We start from the raw sequence: 16,503 nt of genomic DNA on the forward strand, positions 1-16,503 counted from the left end.
GAATGCTGTCGCCCCTCGAGTTCGAGCGGCAGCAGAAACTGAGGCACGAGGGCGTCTAAGAGACGCGGGGCTATTCAGTCCCAGCCCTCGATCAGGGCCTCGCGCGCGGCTTCACGGGTGGCCGCCGCATGGACATGGCCGTGGGCCTCGTAAGCCGCCAGCGCCGCCCTGGTCCGGCCCGTCGCCAGATCGCGCGTCGCTTCCCGCTGCCAGTCGGCGCGCTGGCGGCGCACCTCGCCGATCCTCGCCCCACCATGGCGGTCGTGGAGCGACCGGAAGGCCGCACCTGCCTCGATGGATTGCAGCTGCTGCGGATCGCCAACCAGCACCACCTTGGCCCCGGCCCCCGAGGCCTGCGACAGCACCCGCTCGAGCTGGCGCGTGCCGACCATCCCGGCCTCGTCGATCACGAGGATGTCGCGCGGCGAGAGCGCGTCCCGCCCCTGCGCCCAGCCCTGTTCCAGGCTCGCGATGGTGCGGGACCCGATCCCCGATCCGCCCTCCAGGTTCTCGGCCGCGATCCCCGAGAGCGCAGCGCCGCGGACCCGGTAGCCCGCCGCCTCCCAGGCCTCGCGCGCCACGCCCAGTATCGCGCTCTTCCCCGTCCCGGCATGGCCGATGACGATCCCGAGATCGCGGCCGTCGGTGATATGGGCGAGCGCCTCGGCCTGCTCGGCCGACAGGATCAGACCCCGCGCCTCGGCGCGCGCCAGTGCCATGTCGCGGTCGCGGGCGGCCACGCCATGACGCTGCCGCTCCGCCATCGCCAGCGCCGCGCGGTGGAGGCGCTGTTCGGCCTCCAGCATGTCGCGCGTTGTGAAGCGCTCGTCGCCCCGCGCATCCCGCCCCAGCGCCACGAGGTCCGGCGCGCGGCGCATGGCCCCCAGCACAGCGTCGAACTGGCCCGGCCCGTCGCTGTGGCGATGCGCGAAGGCGGCCATGTCGAGGCGGGTGAAGGTCGCCTGCTGCCGGGTGATCGCGTCAAGCGCGAGGCTCGGGTCAGCGATGATCCGGGTGCCGTTCTCGCGCGCGATGGACCGGTGCATCTCGGCGCGGTCGGCCTCGTCGCCAGCACACACGATCCGCTGCGCGGGCGCACCGATCTTGTCCTGCGGTTCCAGCGCGATGCCCTGAGCCTCGAAGCTCCGATGATCGATCCGCGCCTCGATGTCGAGCTCGGCCAGCCGCGCATTCGCGAACCCCGCCCAGCGTTCGCGCCAGCGCTCGAGAAGGTCGGTGCGGTTCCATTCCCGCACCTTGGGGCCGAAGCCGTCGTCGCTCACCGAGCGCATAGTCAGCATGACATGGGCATGGGGTTTGGGCATGCCGTCGTCGGTCCGGTCCCAATGCACGTTCAGATCGGCGATCATGCCGCGGGTGACGAACTCGGCCTGCACGAAGTCGCGCGCGAGCTCGATCGCCTGCGCTTGCGTCATCTCGCGCGGCAGCGCGAACTCCAGCTCGCGCGCAAGCTGCGCATCGCGGCGAAGCTCGCAGTCCTCGACCTCGTTCCAGAGGCGTTCGCGGTCAGACAGCTCCTCGGGCGCACCCTCGGGCAACAGCACCTCCGAATGCACGACGCCGCGCTTGGCGGTGAAGTCGTGGCTGCGCTCGATTCGCTCGTCCCTAAGCCGCGAGGCCGAGCGGTAGGCGGCGGCCGCGACAGCACTCGCGCCGGACGAGCGTCCGATGATCTTCATGTGGAGGTGATAGATCGCCATGATGGGGCCGATCTGTGCCACGGGCACCGCGACGTCGGAACGACGTATAAGCGCGCCCTCCCTCGAAAAATTCTCGGGCGGGACCGGGCTGTCCCGCGCTGTCCCGGCGACCTTGGAGCCTTTCGCGCGGGGTGCTTGTATCCTCATCCCATCAACAGCTTGAGGAGAGCAACATGCGCAAACCGAGGGATTTCGACGCGGAGCTGAAAGCGCTCGAGGACAAGGCGCGGGAGTTGAAGACGCGCAAGGTGCAGCAGCTGGGCGAGCTGGTCATCGCCACCGGGGCCGACACGCTCGCGCCCGAGGAACTGGCCGGCGCGCTGATCGTGCTGGCCGAGACGACGGATGCGGCAAAAAGGGAGGCCTGGGCGAAACGCGGGGCGGCGCTGTTTCGGGGCAAGGCGCGGCGATCTGCTCCGGCAGATGGTGGCGACAAAGACCGCGCTGAGGCGAAACCGGGCCGCGCTGAACCGACTTCAGGCGACGCGGGCGCGGCATGACCGGCACGACTGGCAGATGGACCGGCGCACACGCACGCGGCAGCTGATCGAGCTCGGCGGGCTCGTGAAAAAGGCCGGCATCGTCGAGATCACCGACGACGACCGCACCCTGATCTTCGGCGCGCTTCTGTGGATGGCCGACCGGCTCGAGGGCGAGCAAGGCAACCACGCGCGGAAGGTCTGGCGCGACTGGGGCCGCGCGGCGTTCGAGATCGATGCGAAGGAGAAGGCCGGGAAGAGTAGGCAGTCCTTCGAAGCGGACGAGAAGCGCACATGAAAGGCGGCTGACCGGCGGCTCAAAAGCGTACGATGTGGAATAAGCTGCTGTCACCAAAGACGGTGGCCAGGATCATCGACGAGTCGGCGCGTACCTCACGCAGAGGTCACGGTGCCGCTCAGGCAATGTGTCGCCCATCGCTCCAGAAGCGTTCGACGCTGATCCAGAAAATCGGTTCGTCGGTAGCTGCGGACCACCTTGCTGTCGCTGACATGCGCCAGCATCGCCTCGGCCACCTCGTGTGGTGCTTCGGTCTCCTCGGCGAGCCAGGTCCGCAAGCTGGCGCGGAAACCGTGCGGCCGCGCCGTTAGCCCGCGGCGCTCCATCATCCGCGACATCGTTGCATCGCTGATGACGGTCTTGCGGGCATGAAAGAGGTAGCCCTTCCATTCGTACATCCTGGCCAGTTCGATCACCCGCAGGGCTTCCGGGGTCAGAGGCACCCGGAAGTTATCTACCTTGCCCCGGCGGCCCTTCATCTTGTCCGCGGGCACCGTCCAGATATCGCCTTCGATCTCGTCGACACGGGCGAAGCGGACGGGCAGCGACCGCAGTCCGGTCAGGATCAGAAGCCGCAAGGCGAGGTTGACCGGCGAAGGATCCTGCAGCGTTGCGTAGAAGCCAGGCACCTCCTGCCACGGCATGCTTGGCACCGCCGTCACCTTGTGCTTCTGTGCTCCGAGCAGCGCCTTGGCCTTCGGGACCGCCTGCAGGTCGACATCGAGTTCCAGCGCCGCGGCATGTTGCAATACGATCCCGAGCCGGGTGATTGCTTTCGCCGCCGTCGAAGCCTTGGTGTGCCAGATCGGTTGCAGCACGTCCCGGATGTCGCGAGCGGTGATCTCGGCGACGGGCACGCGGCCGAGCTTCGGCAGGACGTGGAGATCCAGCGGGCTGAACCACCGTCCCGCGACACCATCGCCCCGAAGGCTGGACTTGCGGCTCTCTAAGGCATCGAGGGCTACATCCCGGAGCACGTTCCTGTTCCGGATCGCCTCGGCTCTGAGCCGCCTGCGCGCCCCGATCGGATCAATATCCTGCGCGACGAGGCCGCGATAATGCGCGGCCCGCTCCCGCGCTTCCTTCAGCGACAGGGCGCGCAGACCGCCCAGACCCATCTCACGCCGACGGCCGTGGCAGGTGTAACGGAAGACCCACTGCCCGCCTCCGTCTTGTCTCTTGACCAGCCTCAGCCCGCCGCCATCCTCATGTTTGCCGGGTGGGAGGCGCTTGATCGCGATAGCCGTGAGCTTGTGCATTGAACAAATCCCTCTCGGGACCGGCGGAGAATATCCCCCGAAATATCCTCCAGAGGGTACGCGATACCTTGGGATATCGCAAGATCGGGTGGAACACATGGATGAGACTAATTCTAGGAGAATCAAGAGGATAGGACGCAGTGACACCGCTTGAAATCAGCGTTCACGCCGTCTCGACCGCACCATCCTGGTTGGACCGGCCATCGGCCGACCCTTTCCCTTAAGCTTTCAGTCAGCTGCCGCAGCCGATCTCGTGCCGTGCGTTTCACCGCTTGTCCCGCGCCTGCGGCGCTGCTAGTGACACGCCGGGCGCCCCTATAGCTCAGCTGGTAGAGCAACTGATTTGTAATCAGTAGGTCCGCGGTTCGAGTCCGTGTGGGGGCACCATCATCCAAGATCAGAGTGGCGAAGGTGCGGCCTTTCCCAGGATGAGGGAATGGCCAGCGCGTATCTGCGGCCGCTCGCGCGAGCGCCTGTCCGTGGTCAAATGGATCGGCGGCGCGCCGTGCGGCGATGGGCGGCGCGCCTGATCCTTCTCCGGAGTCTACGACCTGCCGCGTCTCGGCTTGCCGGGTTTCAGGCTTTGGCTCGGATCGCTGGCTTTGCTGCGAACCTTGCCGGGGCCTTTGCCGGGCGCGTCCGCGGCGGCGCGGGCACGATTCTTCTTGCTGTTGGGCTTGCCCTTGGGCGGAGGCGGGCCCTTCGGCGTCCGTTTCGGCTTTGCGTTCCCGCCGGTCTCGTCGCCGGAGCGGCTCCAAGGCTCCTTCGGAGCGGTGCTCTTGCGGAAGGGGCGTTTCTCGCCTCCGCCTGTCTCATCGCTGCCGCGACGCCGGTCGTCCTTCGGGCCTGCGGTCTTGCGGAACGCGGGCTTCGCCGGCCGGTCGGTCTTCTCTCCCTCGCGTACCCGGTCGATCTTCGATGCAGCGCCCTTCTGGAACGCGCGCTTCGCGGGGCGACCGGTCTCTTCACCGGTGCGGTCGCGGTCCTTCCTGGGGGCGTCCTTGGGGAACGCGCGGGGGCGATCGGGGGCCGGTTTCGGATCGGCCTCGCGCGGTGCCGATACGGCGGGTTTGGACCGATAAGGCTTTGCGCCCATCGGCTTGCGGGCGCTCGGCTCCTTCCGCGGACCGGGCCCTCTGCTGGCAAGCTCGGGCGGCGCGCTCAGCTGGGTGACGCGCGCGCCTTCCTCGAGCTCCATCGCCGCGCCGAGGCGGTTCAGGAAGCCTGCGACCGCCTCGTCGCGGAGCTGGACGAAGCTCTCGTCGTTCTGGACGCGGATCGCGCCGACATCGTCCTTGGTCAGGCCACCGGCCTTGCAGAGCATCGGCAGAAGGCGGCGCGGCTCGGCGCCCGCGTTGCGGCCGCCCGACACCGAGAACCATGTCGACGCGCCAAACTCCGGGCGCGGTTCGGGCTTGGCGTTGATGTCGGCCAGTTCCTCGGGCGGGGCGCGCAGCGTGCGCAGGAGGCGCAGGTAGCCCGCCGCGATCTGTTCGGGCGAGAACGCCTCGAGCAGGCGCGCCGCGCTCTCTTCCTCGGCCTCGGTCGCGGGCACCTCCCAGGAAGGATCGGAGAAGAGACGCTCCTCGTCCATCTCGCGGACCTCGTTTGCCGAGGGTGCCGTGCCCCATTCGGCCCGGACCTTGGCCCAGCCGAGGAGACGCTCTGCCTTCTTCCGGGTCGCGGGCGTGACAACGAGGGCGCTCACGCCCTTGCGACCGGCCCGCCCGGTGCGGCCGGATCGGTGCAGGAGGGTCTCCTGGTTCGAGGGCAGTTCGGCATGGACCACGAGGTCGAGCTTCGGCAGGTCGATGCCGCGCGCCGCCACGTCCGTCGCGACGCAGACCTGCGCGCGCCCGTCCCGCATGGCCTGCAGCGCGTGGGTGCGTTCGGATTGCGACAGCTCGCCCGACAGCGCCACGGCGCTGAAGCCGCGGTTCGACAGCCTTGCCGCCAGCCGGTTCACCATCGCCCGCGTGTTCGCGAAGACCAGCGCGTTCGGGGCCTCGTGGAACCGAAGCGTGTTGATGACCGCGTTGTCGACATCGCCCGCGGCGACCATCATCGCGCGATATTCGATATCGCCATGCTGCGACGCGTCGGACTTGGCGATGATGCGCTCGGCATCCGTCTGGTAGCCCTTGGCGAGGTCGGCGATGGCGCGCGGGACGGTGGCCGAGAACAACAGGGTCTGCCGGTCCGAGGGCAGCTCGCCCAGGATGAACTCGAGATCCTCGCGGAAGCCGAGATCGAGCATCTCGTCGGCCTCGTCGAGAACGACGGCGCGCACGGCGGAGAGGTCGATGGAGCTGCGGGCGATGTGATCGCGGAGCCGCCCCGGCGTGGCCGCAACGATATGCGCGCCCCGTTCGAGCGCGCGGCGCTCGTCGCGCATGTCCATGCCGCCCACGCAGGAGGCGAGGACCGCGCCGGTCTTCGCGAAGAGCCAGGTCAGCTCGCGCTTGACCTGCAGCGCCAGTTCGCGGGTCGGCGCGATCACGACGGCCAGAGGTGCCCCGGCCGGTCCGAAGGCGGTGTCCTCCCCGAGCAGCGTGGGGGCGATGGCCAGGCCGAACCCGAGCGTCTTGCCCGAGCCGGTCTGCGCCGAGACCAGCATGTCGCGGCCCTTCAGGTCAGGGTCGAGAACCAGAGTCTGGACGGGCGTCAACGTGGTATAGCCACGCTCGTCCAGAGCCGCGCGGAGTGCAGGGTGCATGGGGGAGCTTACTCTCAAGAATTGCCGGGCGGCCAATGGGTCCGCGGGCGGGTAGGGTTCACGCCGGTCGCGGCGCATAGATCGCAGCCCTTACGGCCTTGCCGCGCCAATGTATAGGTTCAACGCGTCTCTGCGACATCGCGACCTCATACGGTCGAACGATCAGAGCGCATGATCCGCCGACCTCGTGGCCCTGCGTCACGCGTCTCCCGACCCCTCGGCCTGCGCCAGCCGATACGCCAGTTGCGGCCGCGTCAGGCCCAGGAGCCGTGCGGCGGCGGCGACGTTGTTGTCGGTCTGCGCCATGGCGTGTTTCATCAGCGCGGCGTTCAGCTGGTCGAGCGTCAGGGAGCCGTCCTCGAAGCTCGGGGCGATGGCCTCCCAGAGGTCAGAGTGGGTCGACAGCCGCGCGCGCGGGGGATCGAGGGCGAGGGCGGCCTCGATATCGGGCGCGTCGATGGTCTTGGGATCCGCCGCGAGCAGGGCCGAGCGCTGCAGGAGCGCGCGGAGCTGCGGCAGGTTGCCCGGCAGGTCGAGCTTCGCGATCCGCGCGCAGGCCGCGTCGGTCAACTCCGCCCTTGGGGCATCGCGCAAGGCCGGAGCGCTGGCGAGAATGGCGCGGGAGATCTTCTCGAGATCGGCGCGGCGGTCGTTCAGGGGCGGCAGGGTGATGGGCATCACCTGCAGCGCATAGGCAAGCTCCGGCAGGAGACCGGCTTCCGACACAAGGCGGTCGGCGGCCATGTCGGAGATCGCGACGATGGTCGGCTGCTGGCCGCCCTCGCGTGTGATGAGGTCGAGAAGCGCCCATTGCCGGTCGGTCGAGAGGTTCTCGATGCTCGAGATGGCGAGAAAGGATTCCGGCGCATAAGTCTGACCGCCGCTCTTTCGCATCGCCGCCAGGCGCTCTTCGGTCTCGACGGACCCGGCATGGGTGATGGAGAAATTGCCGTGCCGAAACCGGCGTTTGTGGAGCCAGCGCGCGGCGGCGCGGCGCCCGGCGCCCGCCGGTCCGCTCAGAAGCGCGGGCAGGCGGCCGCGCAGAACCAGTTCCAGGCGCTCCTGGACGGGCTCGATGATGAGGTCGTCGAGATCGACCACGTCGGTCGCCCGGGCGGCGCGCCGGGTGATCCGCGCATTCGCCACCTGGTCGCCACCGGTCGGCAGCACCTCGTTGAGGAAGAGCTGGACGAAGGGGTCGTCGCGGCCCCACTGGTCGACGGTCTTGCCGACAACGCGGCAGGCCTTGTGGCTCATCGCCGAACAGCTGGTCTCCTTGAAGAGAACGAGCTTGCGGAAGAAGGGGCTGGCGTAGCCCGCGGCATAGCCTGTCTGCAGCCAGCACACAGGCTTCAGGGCGCGGCCGTGGCGGCGGTGATATTCGCTCGCCTCGACGGAATCGTGCCAGAGGAAGTCGCCCGAGAACTTGTCGGTGTCGAAATCGAAATCGTTGGAAATGGTCTCGACCCGGACGGTGCCGGTGACCATGTGGAGCCGCGTCCCGGCGGTGAACGCATCCCCGGGGTCGAGTTCGGGCCAGGATTGCAGGATGAACTCGGCATCCTCGCGCCCGCTCATGTAGCCCAGGCGCAGCATGAGAACCATCGCCTCGTGTTCCGAGTATCGGCGCACCAGCTGATCGCGCAGGTCGCTGCCGAAGGTCGCGCGGCTCATCAGCATGCGCGCGCCGTTCAGCGTGATGCTTCCCCGCGTCGGGCTGAACTCCAGCCGGTCGAGCAGATCGCGCAGCGTCGGGCGACCGCCTCGGGTCAGGAGCCCGGATTCGTCTGGATGTGTTTTCATGGGCACATGTTGATCATTTGGTGAAGTGGATGTCATTAAATAATCACGACGCAGCGCAGCGTGTTCGCGCCCTCGCCTCCGAAATCGGCTCCCGGGCCATTTTGAAATCAAGCCGGAACAAGCCTCTAGCCGCCGTTTCGGCCATGCCGCGCTGCGGCGTGCGCCTTTTCGCTTTGACGGATTCGGGCTGCAGGCCGTTGGATGAATCCGACGCCACGAGAGGCCAGAGGAGGGTCCCATGACGAAGCACGAGTTCATCACGAAACTGCCGCCCGAACCGCATGAAGCGATGATCAACCGCTTCGGCAAGGAAGGCGCGTTCATCCCCGGTGACGACAAGAACAACCCCTGGGTGCCCTTCGGCGAGACCGCCGCGATCAAGCACCTGGCCTTCGACGTGCGCAACAATTCCGCCGCCAATATCCTCTGGGTCAAGGGCGGCGGCATGATCGGAACCCACAAGCACCGGGGCGTCGTCTCGGCGGTCACGCTGGAAGGGTCCTGGGGCTATCACGAATACGACTGGGTCGCCCGTCCCGGCGATTTCGTCTACGAGCTGCCGGGCACCGCGCACACGCTCTATTCGGACGATCCGAACGGCATGAAGGCGCTCTTCTGGCTGAACGGTGCCATCGAGTTCTTCGACGAGAACGCGAACTACGAGTTCACGGCCGACGTCTTCTGGTTCATCGACCATTACGTCAGCTACTGCGAAGCCAATGGCATCGAGATCAATCAGGACATGTTCATCTGACGCCCCGCGAGCGGGTCGATGACGGTGGGAGGAAGAGTGCCGATGTCCCTTGAGACGATGTTTGATGTGGCGGAGAAATCCGTGATCGTGACCGGCGGCGCGTCCGGGATCGGACGGGCCTATGCCGAGATCATGGTCGAGATGGGGGCCCGGGTCCGCATCCTCGACATGGACGCGGACACCCTGACGACGACCGTTTCGGAAATCGAGGCCCAGGGCTGGCCGGGGCAGGTGTCGGGCAAGCCGCTCGACATCAGCGACCGCGCCGCGCTCGCCGAGGCGTTCGACGCGGTCGCCGAGGATCACGGGCGCATCGACGTGGTCTTCGCCAATGCCGGTGTCGATGCCGGTCCGGGGTTCAAGTCGCCCGAGGGCGCGCGCAATCCCGACGCGCAGATCGACACCATGCCGGAAGCGCAATGGGATCGCGTCATCGACGTGAACCTGACCGGGGTGTTCATGACCATCCGCAACGCGGCGCGTCACATGAAGGCGACGGGCGGCGGCCGGATCATCGTGACATCGTCGGTCGCCGCACGGGTGAACGAGTCGATCGTGGGCACCGCCTACATGCCGGCCAAGGCCGGGGTCGATCACCTCGTCCGCAACGCGGCGATGGAGCTGGCGGCGCACGGGATCAACGTGAACTGCATCTCGCCCGGGCCCTTCATCACCAATATCGCGGGCGGGCGGCTCAAGAACAAGGCGGACCGCGCGGCGTTCGAGGCGCAGTCTCTCATGGGGCGCATCGCCTTTCCGGACGAGATCAAGGGGCTGGCGCTCTACCTCGCGGCCCCGGCGTCGAGCTACGTGACCGGCGCGCAAATGACCATCGACGGTGGTTCGTCGCTGCGCGGATAGCGCGACGCCACTGGCGGGCTGCGCTGCCGAGCCCGCGCCATTTCATCGGCAGGATTCCACGGGAGGAGACAAGACATGACCAAGCAAACGAGACACTGGACACCGTCGCGACGGGGCGTCCTGAAAGGCATGGGCGCCTCGGCGGTGGCCCTGTCGGCCCCGAGCATCGTGCGGGCGCAAAGCGCCGGGACGATCAAGATCGGGTTCCTGACGCCCACGACGGGCCCGCTGGCCCTCTTCGGCGAGACCGACGAATACACCGTCGAGAAGGTGCGCGAGGCGCTCGGCGGCCGGATCGAAGGCGCGGACGGACAGACCTACGATCTCGAGATCCTGATGCGCGACAGCCAGTCCGACCCGAACCGGTCGGCCGAAGTCGCTGCGGAGCTGATCCTGAACGAGGAGGTGCACATGCTGCTGCCCGCCTCGACCACGGACACGATCAACCCCGCCGCCGACCAGGCGGAGCTCTTCGAGTGCCCCTGTCTCTCGACCGCGGCCCCCTGGCAGGCCATCGTCTTCCCGCGCGGCGGGGCGGAAAACCCGTTCAACTGGACCTACCATTTCTTCTGGGGTCTGGACGAGGCGCTGAACACCTTCGTGGGTCTCTGGAACAGCCTCGAGTCGAACCGCAAGGTCGGCATGCTCTTCCCGCAGAACGCCGATGGCGAGACCTGGGGCAACACCGATTACGGCCTGCCGTCGCCCACCCAAGCCGCGGGCTTCGAGATCGACATGCCGGGCTTCTTCCAGCCGCGGACCAATGATTTCTCGTCGCTGATCTCGTCCTTCAAGGCCTTCGAGGCCGATATCGTCGGCGGCATCACCTATGTCGACGACCTGACCAACTTCGTGAACCAATGCGCGCAGCAGGGCTTCCATCCCAAGGCGATCACCGTCGCGGCGGCGCTTCTGTTCCCGTCGGGCATCGAGGCGCTGGGCGAGCTGGGCGACGGCATGTCCTCCGAGGTCTGGTGGACCCCGGCCTTCCCGTTCCAGTCCTCGCTGACCGGCCAGGTGAGCCGCGACGTGGCCGACGCCTGGGAGGCCGAGACCGGACGCCAGTGGACCCAGCCCCTGGGCTACAGCCATGCGATCTGGGAGATCACCGTCGACACGCTGAAGCGCTCGGCCAATCCCTTGGACCGCGCCGCCAACCGCGACGCGCTCAAGGCGACGAAGCTCGAGACCCTGATCGGGCCGGTCGACTTCTCGTCGGGGCCGCATCCGAACGTCTCGACCACGCCGATCTTCGGCGGTCAGTGGGTCAAGGGCGAGAAATGGCCCTACGAGCTGAAGATCGTCGACAACACGGTCAATCCGCTCTTCGAGCCCGAGCAGGCGATGAAGCCGCTGCCTTGGTCGATGTAAGGCACGCAACGTGACTGGAAACGGAGATACGTCCGTGCTGCTTGCAGCACGCGGGCTGAGCAAGTCCTTCGGGGCGGTCCGCGTGCTGCACGACCTCGAGTTCGAGGTCCGGCACGGCGAGGTGCTGGGCATCCTCGGTCCGAACGGCGCGGGCAAGACCACGCTGTTCAACCTGATCAGCGGGGACATCCGCGATTACGACGGCGACATCCGTTTCGAGGGGCGGCCTCTGGTCGGCCCTCCGTTCAAGCGGTGCCATCAGGGGATCGGGCGCACCTACCAGATCCCGCAGCCCTATGCCGGCATGAGCACCTTCGAGAACCTGCTTGTCGCCGCCACCTTCGGCGGCGGCATGTCCGAGGCGGACAGCTACGACCATTGCGTCCGCATCCTCGAGGATTGCGAGCTGTCGCGGCGCGCCAACACCAATGCCGGATCGCTGACCCTGCTGGATCGCAAGCGGCTCGAACTGGCCCGGGCGCTGGCCTCGAAGCCGCGACTGCTGCTTCTCGACGAGATCGCGGGCGGGCTGACCGAGGACGAGGGCCGCGACCTGGTCGCGCTGATCCGGCGCATTCGCGACGGCGGCACGACCATCGTCTGGATCGAACACGTTCTGCACGCGCTCTTCGCGGTCGCCGACCGCCTTCTGGTGCTGAACTTCGGCGAGAAGATCGCCGAGGGCGCGCCCTCGGTGGTTATCGAGGACCCGGACGTCAAGCGCGTGTACATGGGGGTCGAAGCATGACCGCGTTGCTCTCAACACACGGGCTCATCGCCGGGTATGGCGACATGCGCGCGCTGCACGGCATCGATTTCGCGATCGAGCCCGGCGAGACGGTCGCCCTGATCGGCGCCAACGGCGCAGGCAAGTCCACGCTTCTGCGCGCGATCATGGGGCTGTTGCCGGTCGCCTCGGACATGGTTACGCTCGACGGCGCGGCCGTGGGCGGCAGCGCGCCGCATCTCATGGTGCAGAACGGCATCGCCATCGTGCCCGAGGGCCGACGCCTCTTCGCCGGGATGACCGTCGAGGAGAACCTCCGCGTCGCCAGCGAGCATGCCGCGAAACCGCATGGCACGCCCTGGACGCAGGAGGCGGTCTACGACCTCTTCCCGATCCTACGCGAGAAGGCCGCGACCTCGGTCGAGAACCTCTCGGGCGGACAGCAGCAGATGGTCTCGATCGGGCGAGGGCTGCTGGCGCAGCCGCGGGTCCTCCTGTGCGACGAGATCAGCCTCGGCCTTGCGCCCCGTGTCGTGCGCGAGATCTACGAGGCGCTCCCGCAGGTGACCGCGCAGGGCACCGCGCTGGTTCTCGTCGAGCAGGACGTGGGCCTCGCGCAGCGCGCCTCGGGTCGGCTCTATTGCCTCCTCGAGGGCCGCGTCACGCTCGAGGGACGGTCGCTGGACATCAGCCGCGACGACATCAGCAAAGCCTATTTCGGAGCAAGCCATGCACTGGATTGAAGGAATCGTGCAGGGCATCCTGCTGGGCGGTCTCTACGCCCAATACGCGCTGGGAATGGCGCTGATGTTCGGCGTGATGAAGATCGTCAATGTCACCCATGGCGATCTCGTCATCCTCTTGGCGCTCATCGGCATCTCGCTGGCGGATTTCACCGGCATCGGACCCTGGGCCGTCCTGGCGACGCTGGTGCCGGTCGGCGCGGCCATCGGCTGGCTTTTGCAGAGGGCGATGCTCAATCGCGTGGTGGGTAACGACCCGTTGCCCTCACTCATCGCGACCTTCGGGCTGTCGATCGCGCTGCAGAACGCGATGCTCGTGGTCTGGTCGGCCGATACGCGGTCGCTGCCGGGCGGCGGCATCCAGCAGGCATCGGTCGAGATCGGCTCGATCTTCGTGGGTGTCCTGCCGGTGATCGTGCTGGTCTGCGCCACGCTGCTGACCGGCGGGCTCGATGCCGTGCTGCGCTACACCCGCTACGGCCGGTCGCTCCGCGCGGCTTCCGCGGATGTCGAGGCGGCGGCGATGATCGGCGTGAACCCGAAAGCCGTCTACGCCAAGGCCACCGCCGTCGCGGTCGGGATCCTGGGTTTTGCCGCGACCTTCCAGGCCATGCGCTCGACGGTCGCTCCGGCGGACGGGCCGTTTCAGCTGATCTACGCTTTCGAGGCGGTGATCATCGGCGGGCTCGGCTCGGTCTGGGGGGCCTTCACCGGGGCGATGATCCTCGGCGTCAGCCAGGCCATCGGCTTCCGCATCAATCCCGGCTTCGGGATCCTCGCGGGCCATCTCGTCTTTCTCGCGGTGCTGGCCATCCGGCCGCAAGGCATCTTCCAGCGCAAATCCTAAGGAGCGGTCGCCATGTCCTATCGTGTTGAACGCATGACGCTGTCGGGCCGCATCGCCCTTTTCGCCGGAGCGCTGGCGCTCGGGGCGATCGTCTCGATGCCCTGGTGGGCCTCGCAGGGCCTGATCCGCGACGTGATCACCCTGGCCTGTTTCGTCGCGGTGGCGCAGATGTGGAACATGCTGGCGGGCTATGGCGGGCTCGTGTCCGTGGGTCAGCAGGCCTTTGTCGGGGTCGCGGCCTATGCCATGTTCGTGATGGCGCAGAGCTGGGGCATCAACCCCTTCGTCGCGGTCGGTCTGAGCCTTCTCGCGCCCGGCATTCTGGCCGTGCCGATCTACCTCCTGCTGCACCGTCTCGAGGGACCCTATTTCGCGATCGGGACCTGGGTCGTCGCCGAGGCCCTGCGCCTCGTGGCCACCAACATGCCGTTCCTGAACGGCGGCGCCGGCATGAGCCTGCGCGTCATGACCCAGTTTTCGGCCCATGAGCGGGCGGTGGCGGGATCGATCCTTGCCGCGCTTCTCCTGCTGGTGACGGTCGGCGGCAGCTACCTGCTGTTGCGGAGCCGCTACGGCATCGCGCTCACCGCGATGCGCGACAACCCGGTCGCGGCACGGAGCCAGGGCATCGACGTCCAGCGCCTGCGGTTCCTCATCTTCGTCGCCGCCGCGATCGGCACGGGCTTTGCGGGCGCGGTCTATTTCATGGTCCAGCTCCGCATCACGCCGCCCTCGGCCTTCGACATGAACTGGGCGAACCTCGCGATCTTCATCGTCATGGTGGGCGGCATCGGCAGCATCGAGGGCGTCCTGATCGGAGCGGTCCTCTACTTCTTCGCGGACCGGTGGTTCGGCGAGTTCGGATCGAGCTACCTGATCGTTCTCGGTCTTCTGACGCTGATCACCGCGCTCTTCTTCCGCGAGGGCTTGTGGGGGCTCTGGCGGCGGAGCTTCGACGCGCCGTGGTTCCCGACCCGACGAGTCCTGATCCAAACCGAAAGGGACGTCTCATGAAAGCGCTCGTCTTCGACACGCTTGGCCAGCCCCTGCGCGAGACCGATGTGCCGGACCCTGTGCCCGGCGACGACGAGGTGGTGATCCGCGTCTGCCGCTGCGGCATCTGCGGCAGCGACCTGCACATGACCGAAGAGCCCGAGACCTTCGCGCTGGGCGCAGGCGACGTGATCGGCCACGAGTTCGCGGGCGAGGTACTCGAGGTCGGGCGCGACGTCACCGATCTGAAGCCCGACGATCTCGTCGCCGCCGCCCCCTTGCGCGGATGCGGGCATTGCGGGCCCTGCCGGAAGGGCGATCCGGCCTGGTGTGAGAACGGCATGACGCTGATCGGCGGCGGCTATGCCGAATACGCCGCGCTGGCCAGCCGCCAGTTGCGCAAGCTGCCCACGGATATCTCGCTGGCCGATGGCGCGCTGGCCGAGCCTCTGGCTGTCGCGCTCCATGGCGTGCTGCGGTCCGGGATGAGGCCCGGCGACCGCGTGCTGGTCGTCGGCGCGGGCGCGATCGGGCTCGCGGTTGTCTACTGGGCGCGGCGGATGGGGGCAGCGGCGGTCGTCGCGGCCGATCTGCACGAGTACCAGCATGACCGGGCGATGGACCTCGGCGCCACCGGCTTCGTCGTCTCCGGGCCCGACATGGCCAAGCGCGCCGCAGAGGCCTGCGGCGGGGCGCCCGACATCGTCTTCGAATGCGTCGGGAAGGTCGGCCTGATCGATCATTGCATCGACCTCGTGCGTCCGCGCGGCACGGTCTGCGTGCTGGGTCTGTGCACCCATACCGACCGACTCGACAGCTTCCGCGCGATCTCGAAAGAGGTGAACGTGATCATGTCGGTCTTCTTTGACATGCACGAGTTCGCCAATGCCATCGACGCTCTGGATAAGGGCCGCTACGCGCCGCATCATCTGGTGTCGGACACGGTGTCGCTTCAGGAGGCGCCGTCCGCCTTCGAGGCGCTGAGGCAGCGCACGACCCAGTGCAAGGTGCTGATCGCTCCGAGCTAGCGGGCGCCGATGACCCCGTGAAACCCTTGGGGCGGGCAGGGGCCCGCTAGACCTCCGCGCCGGTGTCGAGTGCGATCCCGTACAATCTTTTCGCGGCGGCCTGATCGCTGAGCGCGCCCAGCATCTCGGCCCAGCGATGGTTCTCCGCGTAGCTCGTGCGGGTCTCGTGCCGCGTGTGCGGCCAGTCGCTGCCCCAGAGAACGTGTCCGGGCGACAGCAGCGACAGAAGCGTGTCGGCATGCGGCCGGACGTCGAAGGGCATCCGGTAGGGCGCCGAGAATTTCAGGAACAGGGCGCTGCGGTCCTCGAGCCGAGAGACGGCGGTGAGAAAGGGATCGTCGGCAGGTGTCGGCGCTGACGGCAACCCGAAGTGATCGACGACAAGGTTCACGCCCAGATCTGTCAGGTCCGGCAGGATCGGCGCGAGCGCGTCGCCCTCGAGATGCACCTCGAGATGCAGGTCGCGGGCGCCGAGCTTTTCGATGAACCGCGCCACGAGGGGGCTCCGGAGATCCGGGCGCGGCGCTCCGGCCACGAGGTTCCAGCGCACGCCGCGCATGCCCGCCGCGACCAGCCGGTCGAGATCGGCATCCGAGACGTCGAGAGGCACGACGCCGACCCCGGCGAACCGGTTCCGATCGAGCTCGGCAAGGGCGCGGCACATCTCGGAATTGTCCGTGCCCAGGAAGCTCACCTGCACGATCACGCCGCCCTTGAGGCCATGATCCGCCTGATGGCCCAGCCAATCCGACAAGGGGGCAGGGCAGGCCGGGGTGTAACGCGCCACGGCGACGGCGCGAACGGTCTCGTACACATGCGCGTGGCAGTCGAACTGGATCATCTGGGGCTCCTCAAATTCATATATATGACCAGTTGACTGTATGGGTCAACATGACTTATCGA

At 67.6% G+C, this 16,503-nt stretch carries 15 protein-coding genes and 1 tRNA gene; 11 read left to right on the forward strand and 5 right to left on the reverse strand.

Annotation, left to right across the window (positions count from 1 at the left end):
* Positions 1–74: 74 nt before the first annotated feature.
* Entirely contained in the window at positions 75–1,742 is a 1,668-nt protein-coding gene (gene traA / locus ACFQ4E_RS02290; protein ID WP_449280314.1) for a Ti-type conjugative transfer relaxase TraA, read from the reverse strand.
* A gap of 152 nt (positions 1,743–1,894) precedes the next feature.
* On the opposite strand from traA, the gene ACFQ4E_RS02295 reads away from it, so the two are divergent.
* Both ACFQ4E_RS02295 and ACFQ4E_RS02300 read left to right on the forward strand, forming a co-directional pair.
* The gene (locus tag ACFQ4E_RS02295; RefSeq protein WP_386801301.1) at positions 1,895–2,221 is read left to right on the forward strand and encodes a conjugal transfer protein TraD; all 327 of its coding nucleotides are present in this window, start codon (positions 1,895–1,897) and stop codon (positions 2,219–2,221) included.
* Positions 2,222–2,237: 16 nt separating this feature from the next.
* Positions 2,238–2,498: a conjugal transfer protein TraD gene (locus ACFQ4E_RS02300; protein WP_386801302.1), complete on the forward strand. Its 261-nt coding sequence runs from the start codon at positions 2,238–2,240 to the stop codon at positions 2,496–2,498.
* 95 nt (positions 2,499–2,593) lie between these two features.
* Here ACFQ4E_RS02300 and ACFQ4E_RS02305 read toward each other — a convergent pair whose 3' ends face one another.
* Positions 2,594–3,757, reverse strand: a complete 1,164-nt coding sequence (locus ACFQ4E_RS02305; RefSeq protein WP_386801303.1) for a tyrosine-type recombinase/integrase — start codon at positions 3,755–3,757, stop codon at positions 2,594–2,596.
* Positions 3,758–4,068: 311 nt separating this feature from the next.
* Here ACFQ4E_RS02305 and ACFQ4E_RS02310 point away from each other — a divergent pair.
* Positions 4,069–4,144, forward strand: a tRNA-Thr gene (locus tag ACFQ4E_RS02310).
* Between the two features lie 157 nt (positions 4,145–4,301).
* Here ACFQ4E_RS02310 and ACFQ4E_RS02315 read toward each other — a convergent pair.
* Entirely contained in the window at positions 4,302–6,473 is a 2,172-nt protein-coding gene (locus ACFQ4E_RS02315) for a DEAD/DEAH box helicase (RefSeq protein WP_386801304.1), read from the reverse strand.
* A 198-nt stretch (positions 6,474–6,671) separates the two neighbouring features.
* The gene (locus tag ACFQ4E_RS02320) at positions 6,672–8,276 is read right to left on the reverse strand and encodes a XylR N-terminal domain-containing protein (protein WP_386801305.1); all 1,605 of its coding nucleotides are present in this window, start codon (positions 8,274–8,276) and stop codon (positions 6,672–6,674) included.
* Between the two features lie 238 nt (positions 8,277–8,514).
* Here ACFQ4E_RS02320 and ACFQ4E_RS02325 point away from each other — a divergent pair, with 238 nt between their 5' ends.
* From ACFQ4E_RS02325 to ACFQ4E_RS02360, 8 genes are all read left to right on the forward strand, one after another.
* The gene (locus tag ACFQ4E_RS02325; protein WP_386801306.1) at positions 8,515–9,030 is read left to right on the forward strand and encodes a 2,4'-dihydroxyacetophenone dioxygenase family protein; all 516 of its coding nucleotides are present in this window, start codon (positions 8,515–8,517) and stop codon (positions 9,028–9,030) included.
* A 42-nt stretch (positions 9,031–9,072) separates the two neighbouring features.
* On the forward strand, positions 9,073–9,891 hold the full coding sequence (locus ACFQ4E_RS02330) for an SDR family NAD(P)-dependent oxidoreductase (protein ID WP_386801307.1): 819 nt from the start codon (positions 9,073–9,075) through the stop codon (positions 9,889–9,891).
* Between the two features lie 75 nt (positions 9,892–9,966).
* The gene (locus tag ACFQ4E_RS02335) at positions 9,967–11,262 is read left to right on the forward strand and encodes an ABC transporter substrate-binding protein (protein ID WP_386801308.1); all 1,296 of its coding nucleotides are present in this window, start codon (positions 9,967–9,969) and stop codon (positions 11,260–11,262) included.
* 34 nt (positions 11,263–11,296) lie between these two features.
* Positions 11,297–12,010, forward strand: a complete 714-nt coding sequence (locus tag ACFQ4E_RS02340; protein WP_386801309.1) for an ABC transporter ATP-binding protein — start codon at positions 11,297–11,299, stop codon at positions 12,008–12,010.
* The gene (locus ACFQ4E_RS02345) at positions 12,007–12,732 is read left to right on the forward strand and encodes an ABC transporter ATP-binding protein (RefSeq protein ID WP_386801310.1); all 726 of its coding nucleotides are present in this window, start codon (positions 12,007–12,009) and stop codon (positions 12,730–12,732) included. Before ACFQ4E_RS02340 ends, ACFQ4E_RS02345 begins: the two co-directional genes overlap by 4 nt.
* Positions 12,719–13,579: a branched-chain amino acid ABC transporter permease gene (locus tag ACFQ4E_RS02350; RefSeq protein WP_386801311.1), complete on the forward strand. Its 861-nt coding sequence runs from the start codon at positions 12,719–12,721 to the stop codon at positions 13,577–13,579. The genes ACFQ4E_RS02345 and ACFQ4E_RS02350 overlap by 14 nt, the downstream gene beginning before the upstream one ends.
* A gap of 12 nt (positions 13,580–13,591) precedes the next feature.
* Complete coding sequence (locus tag ACFQ4E_RS02355) at positions 13,592–14,593, forward strand: branched-chain amino acid ABC transporter permease (protein ID WP_386801312.1); 1,002 nt, start codon at positions 13,592–13,594, stop codon at positions 14,591–14,593.
* Complete coding sequence (locus ACFQ4E_RS02360; protein WP_386801313.1) at positions 14,590–15,600, forward strand: zinc-dependent alcohol dehydrogenase; 1,011 nt, start codon at positions 14,590–14,592, stop codon at positions 15,598–15,600. The genes ACFQ4E_RS02355 and ACFQ4E_RS02360 overlap by 4 nt, the downstream gene beginning before the upstream one ends.
* A 46-nt stretch (positions 15,601–15,646) precedes the next feature.
* Here the strand turns inward: ACFQ4E_RS02360 and ACFQ4E_RS02365 are convergent, their stop codons facing one another.
* Positions 15,647–16,441 carry an amidohydrolase family protein gene (locus tag ACFQ4E_RS02365; RefSeq protein ID WP_386801314.1) on the reverse strand — a complete coding sequence of 265 codons (795 nt, stop codon included), beginning with the start codon at positions 16,439–16,441 and terminating at the stop codon, positions 15,647–15,649.
* Positions 16,442–16,503 lie beyond the last annotated feature (62 nt).

It is taken from the genome of Litorisediminicola beolgyonensis (genome assembly GCF_042679605.1).
In the GTDB taxonomy this organism is placed as follows: Bacteria; Pseudomonadota; Alphaproteobacteria; order Rhodobacterales; family Rhodobacteraceae; genus Litorisediminicola; species Litorisediminicola beolgyonensis.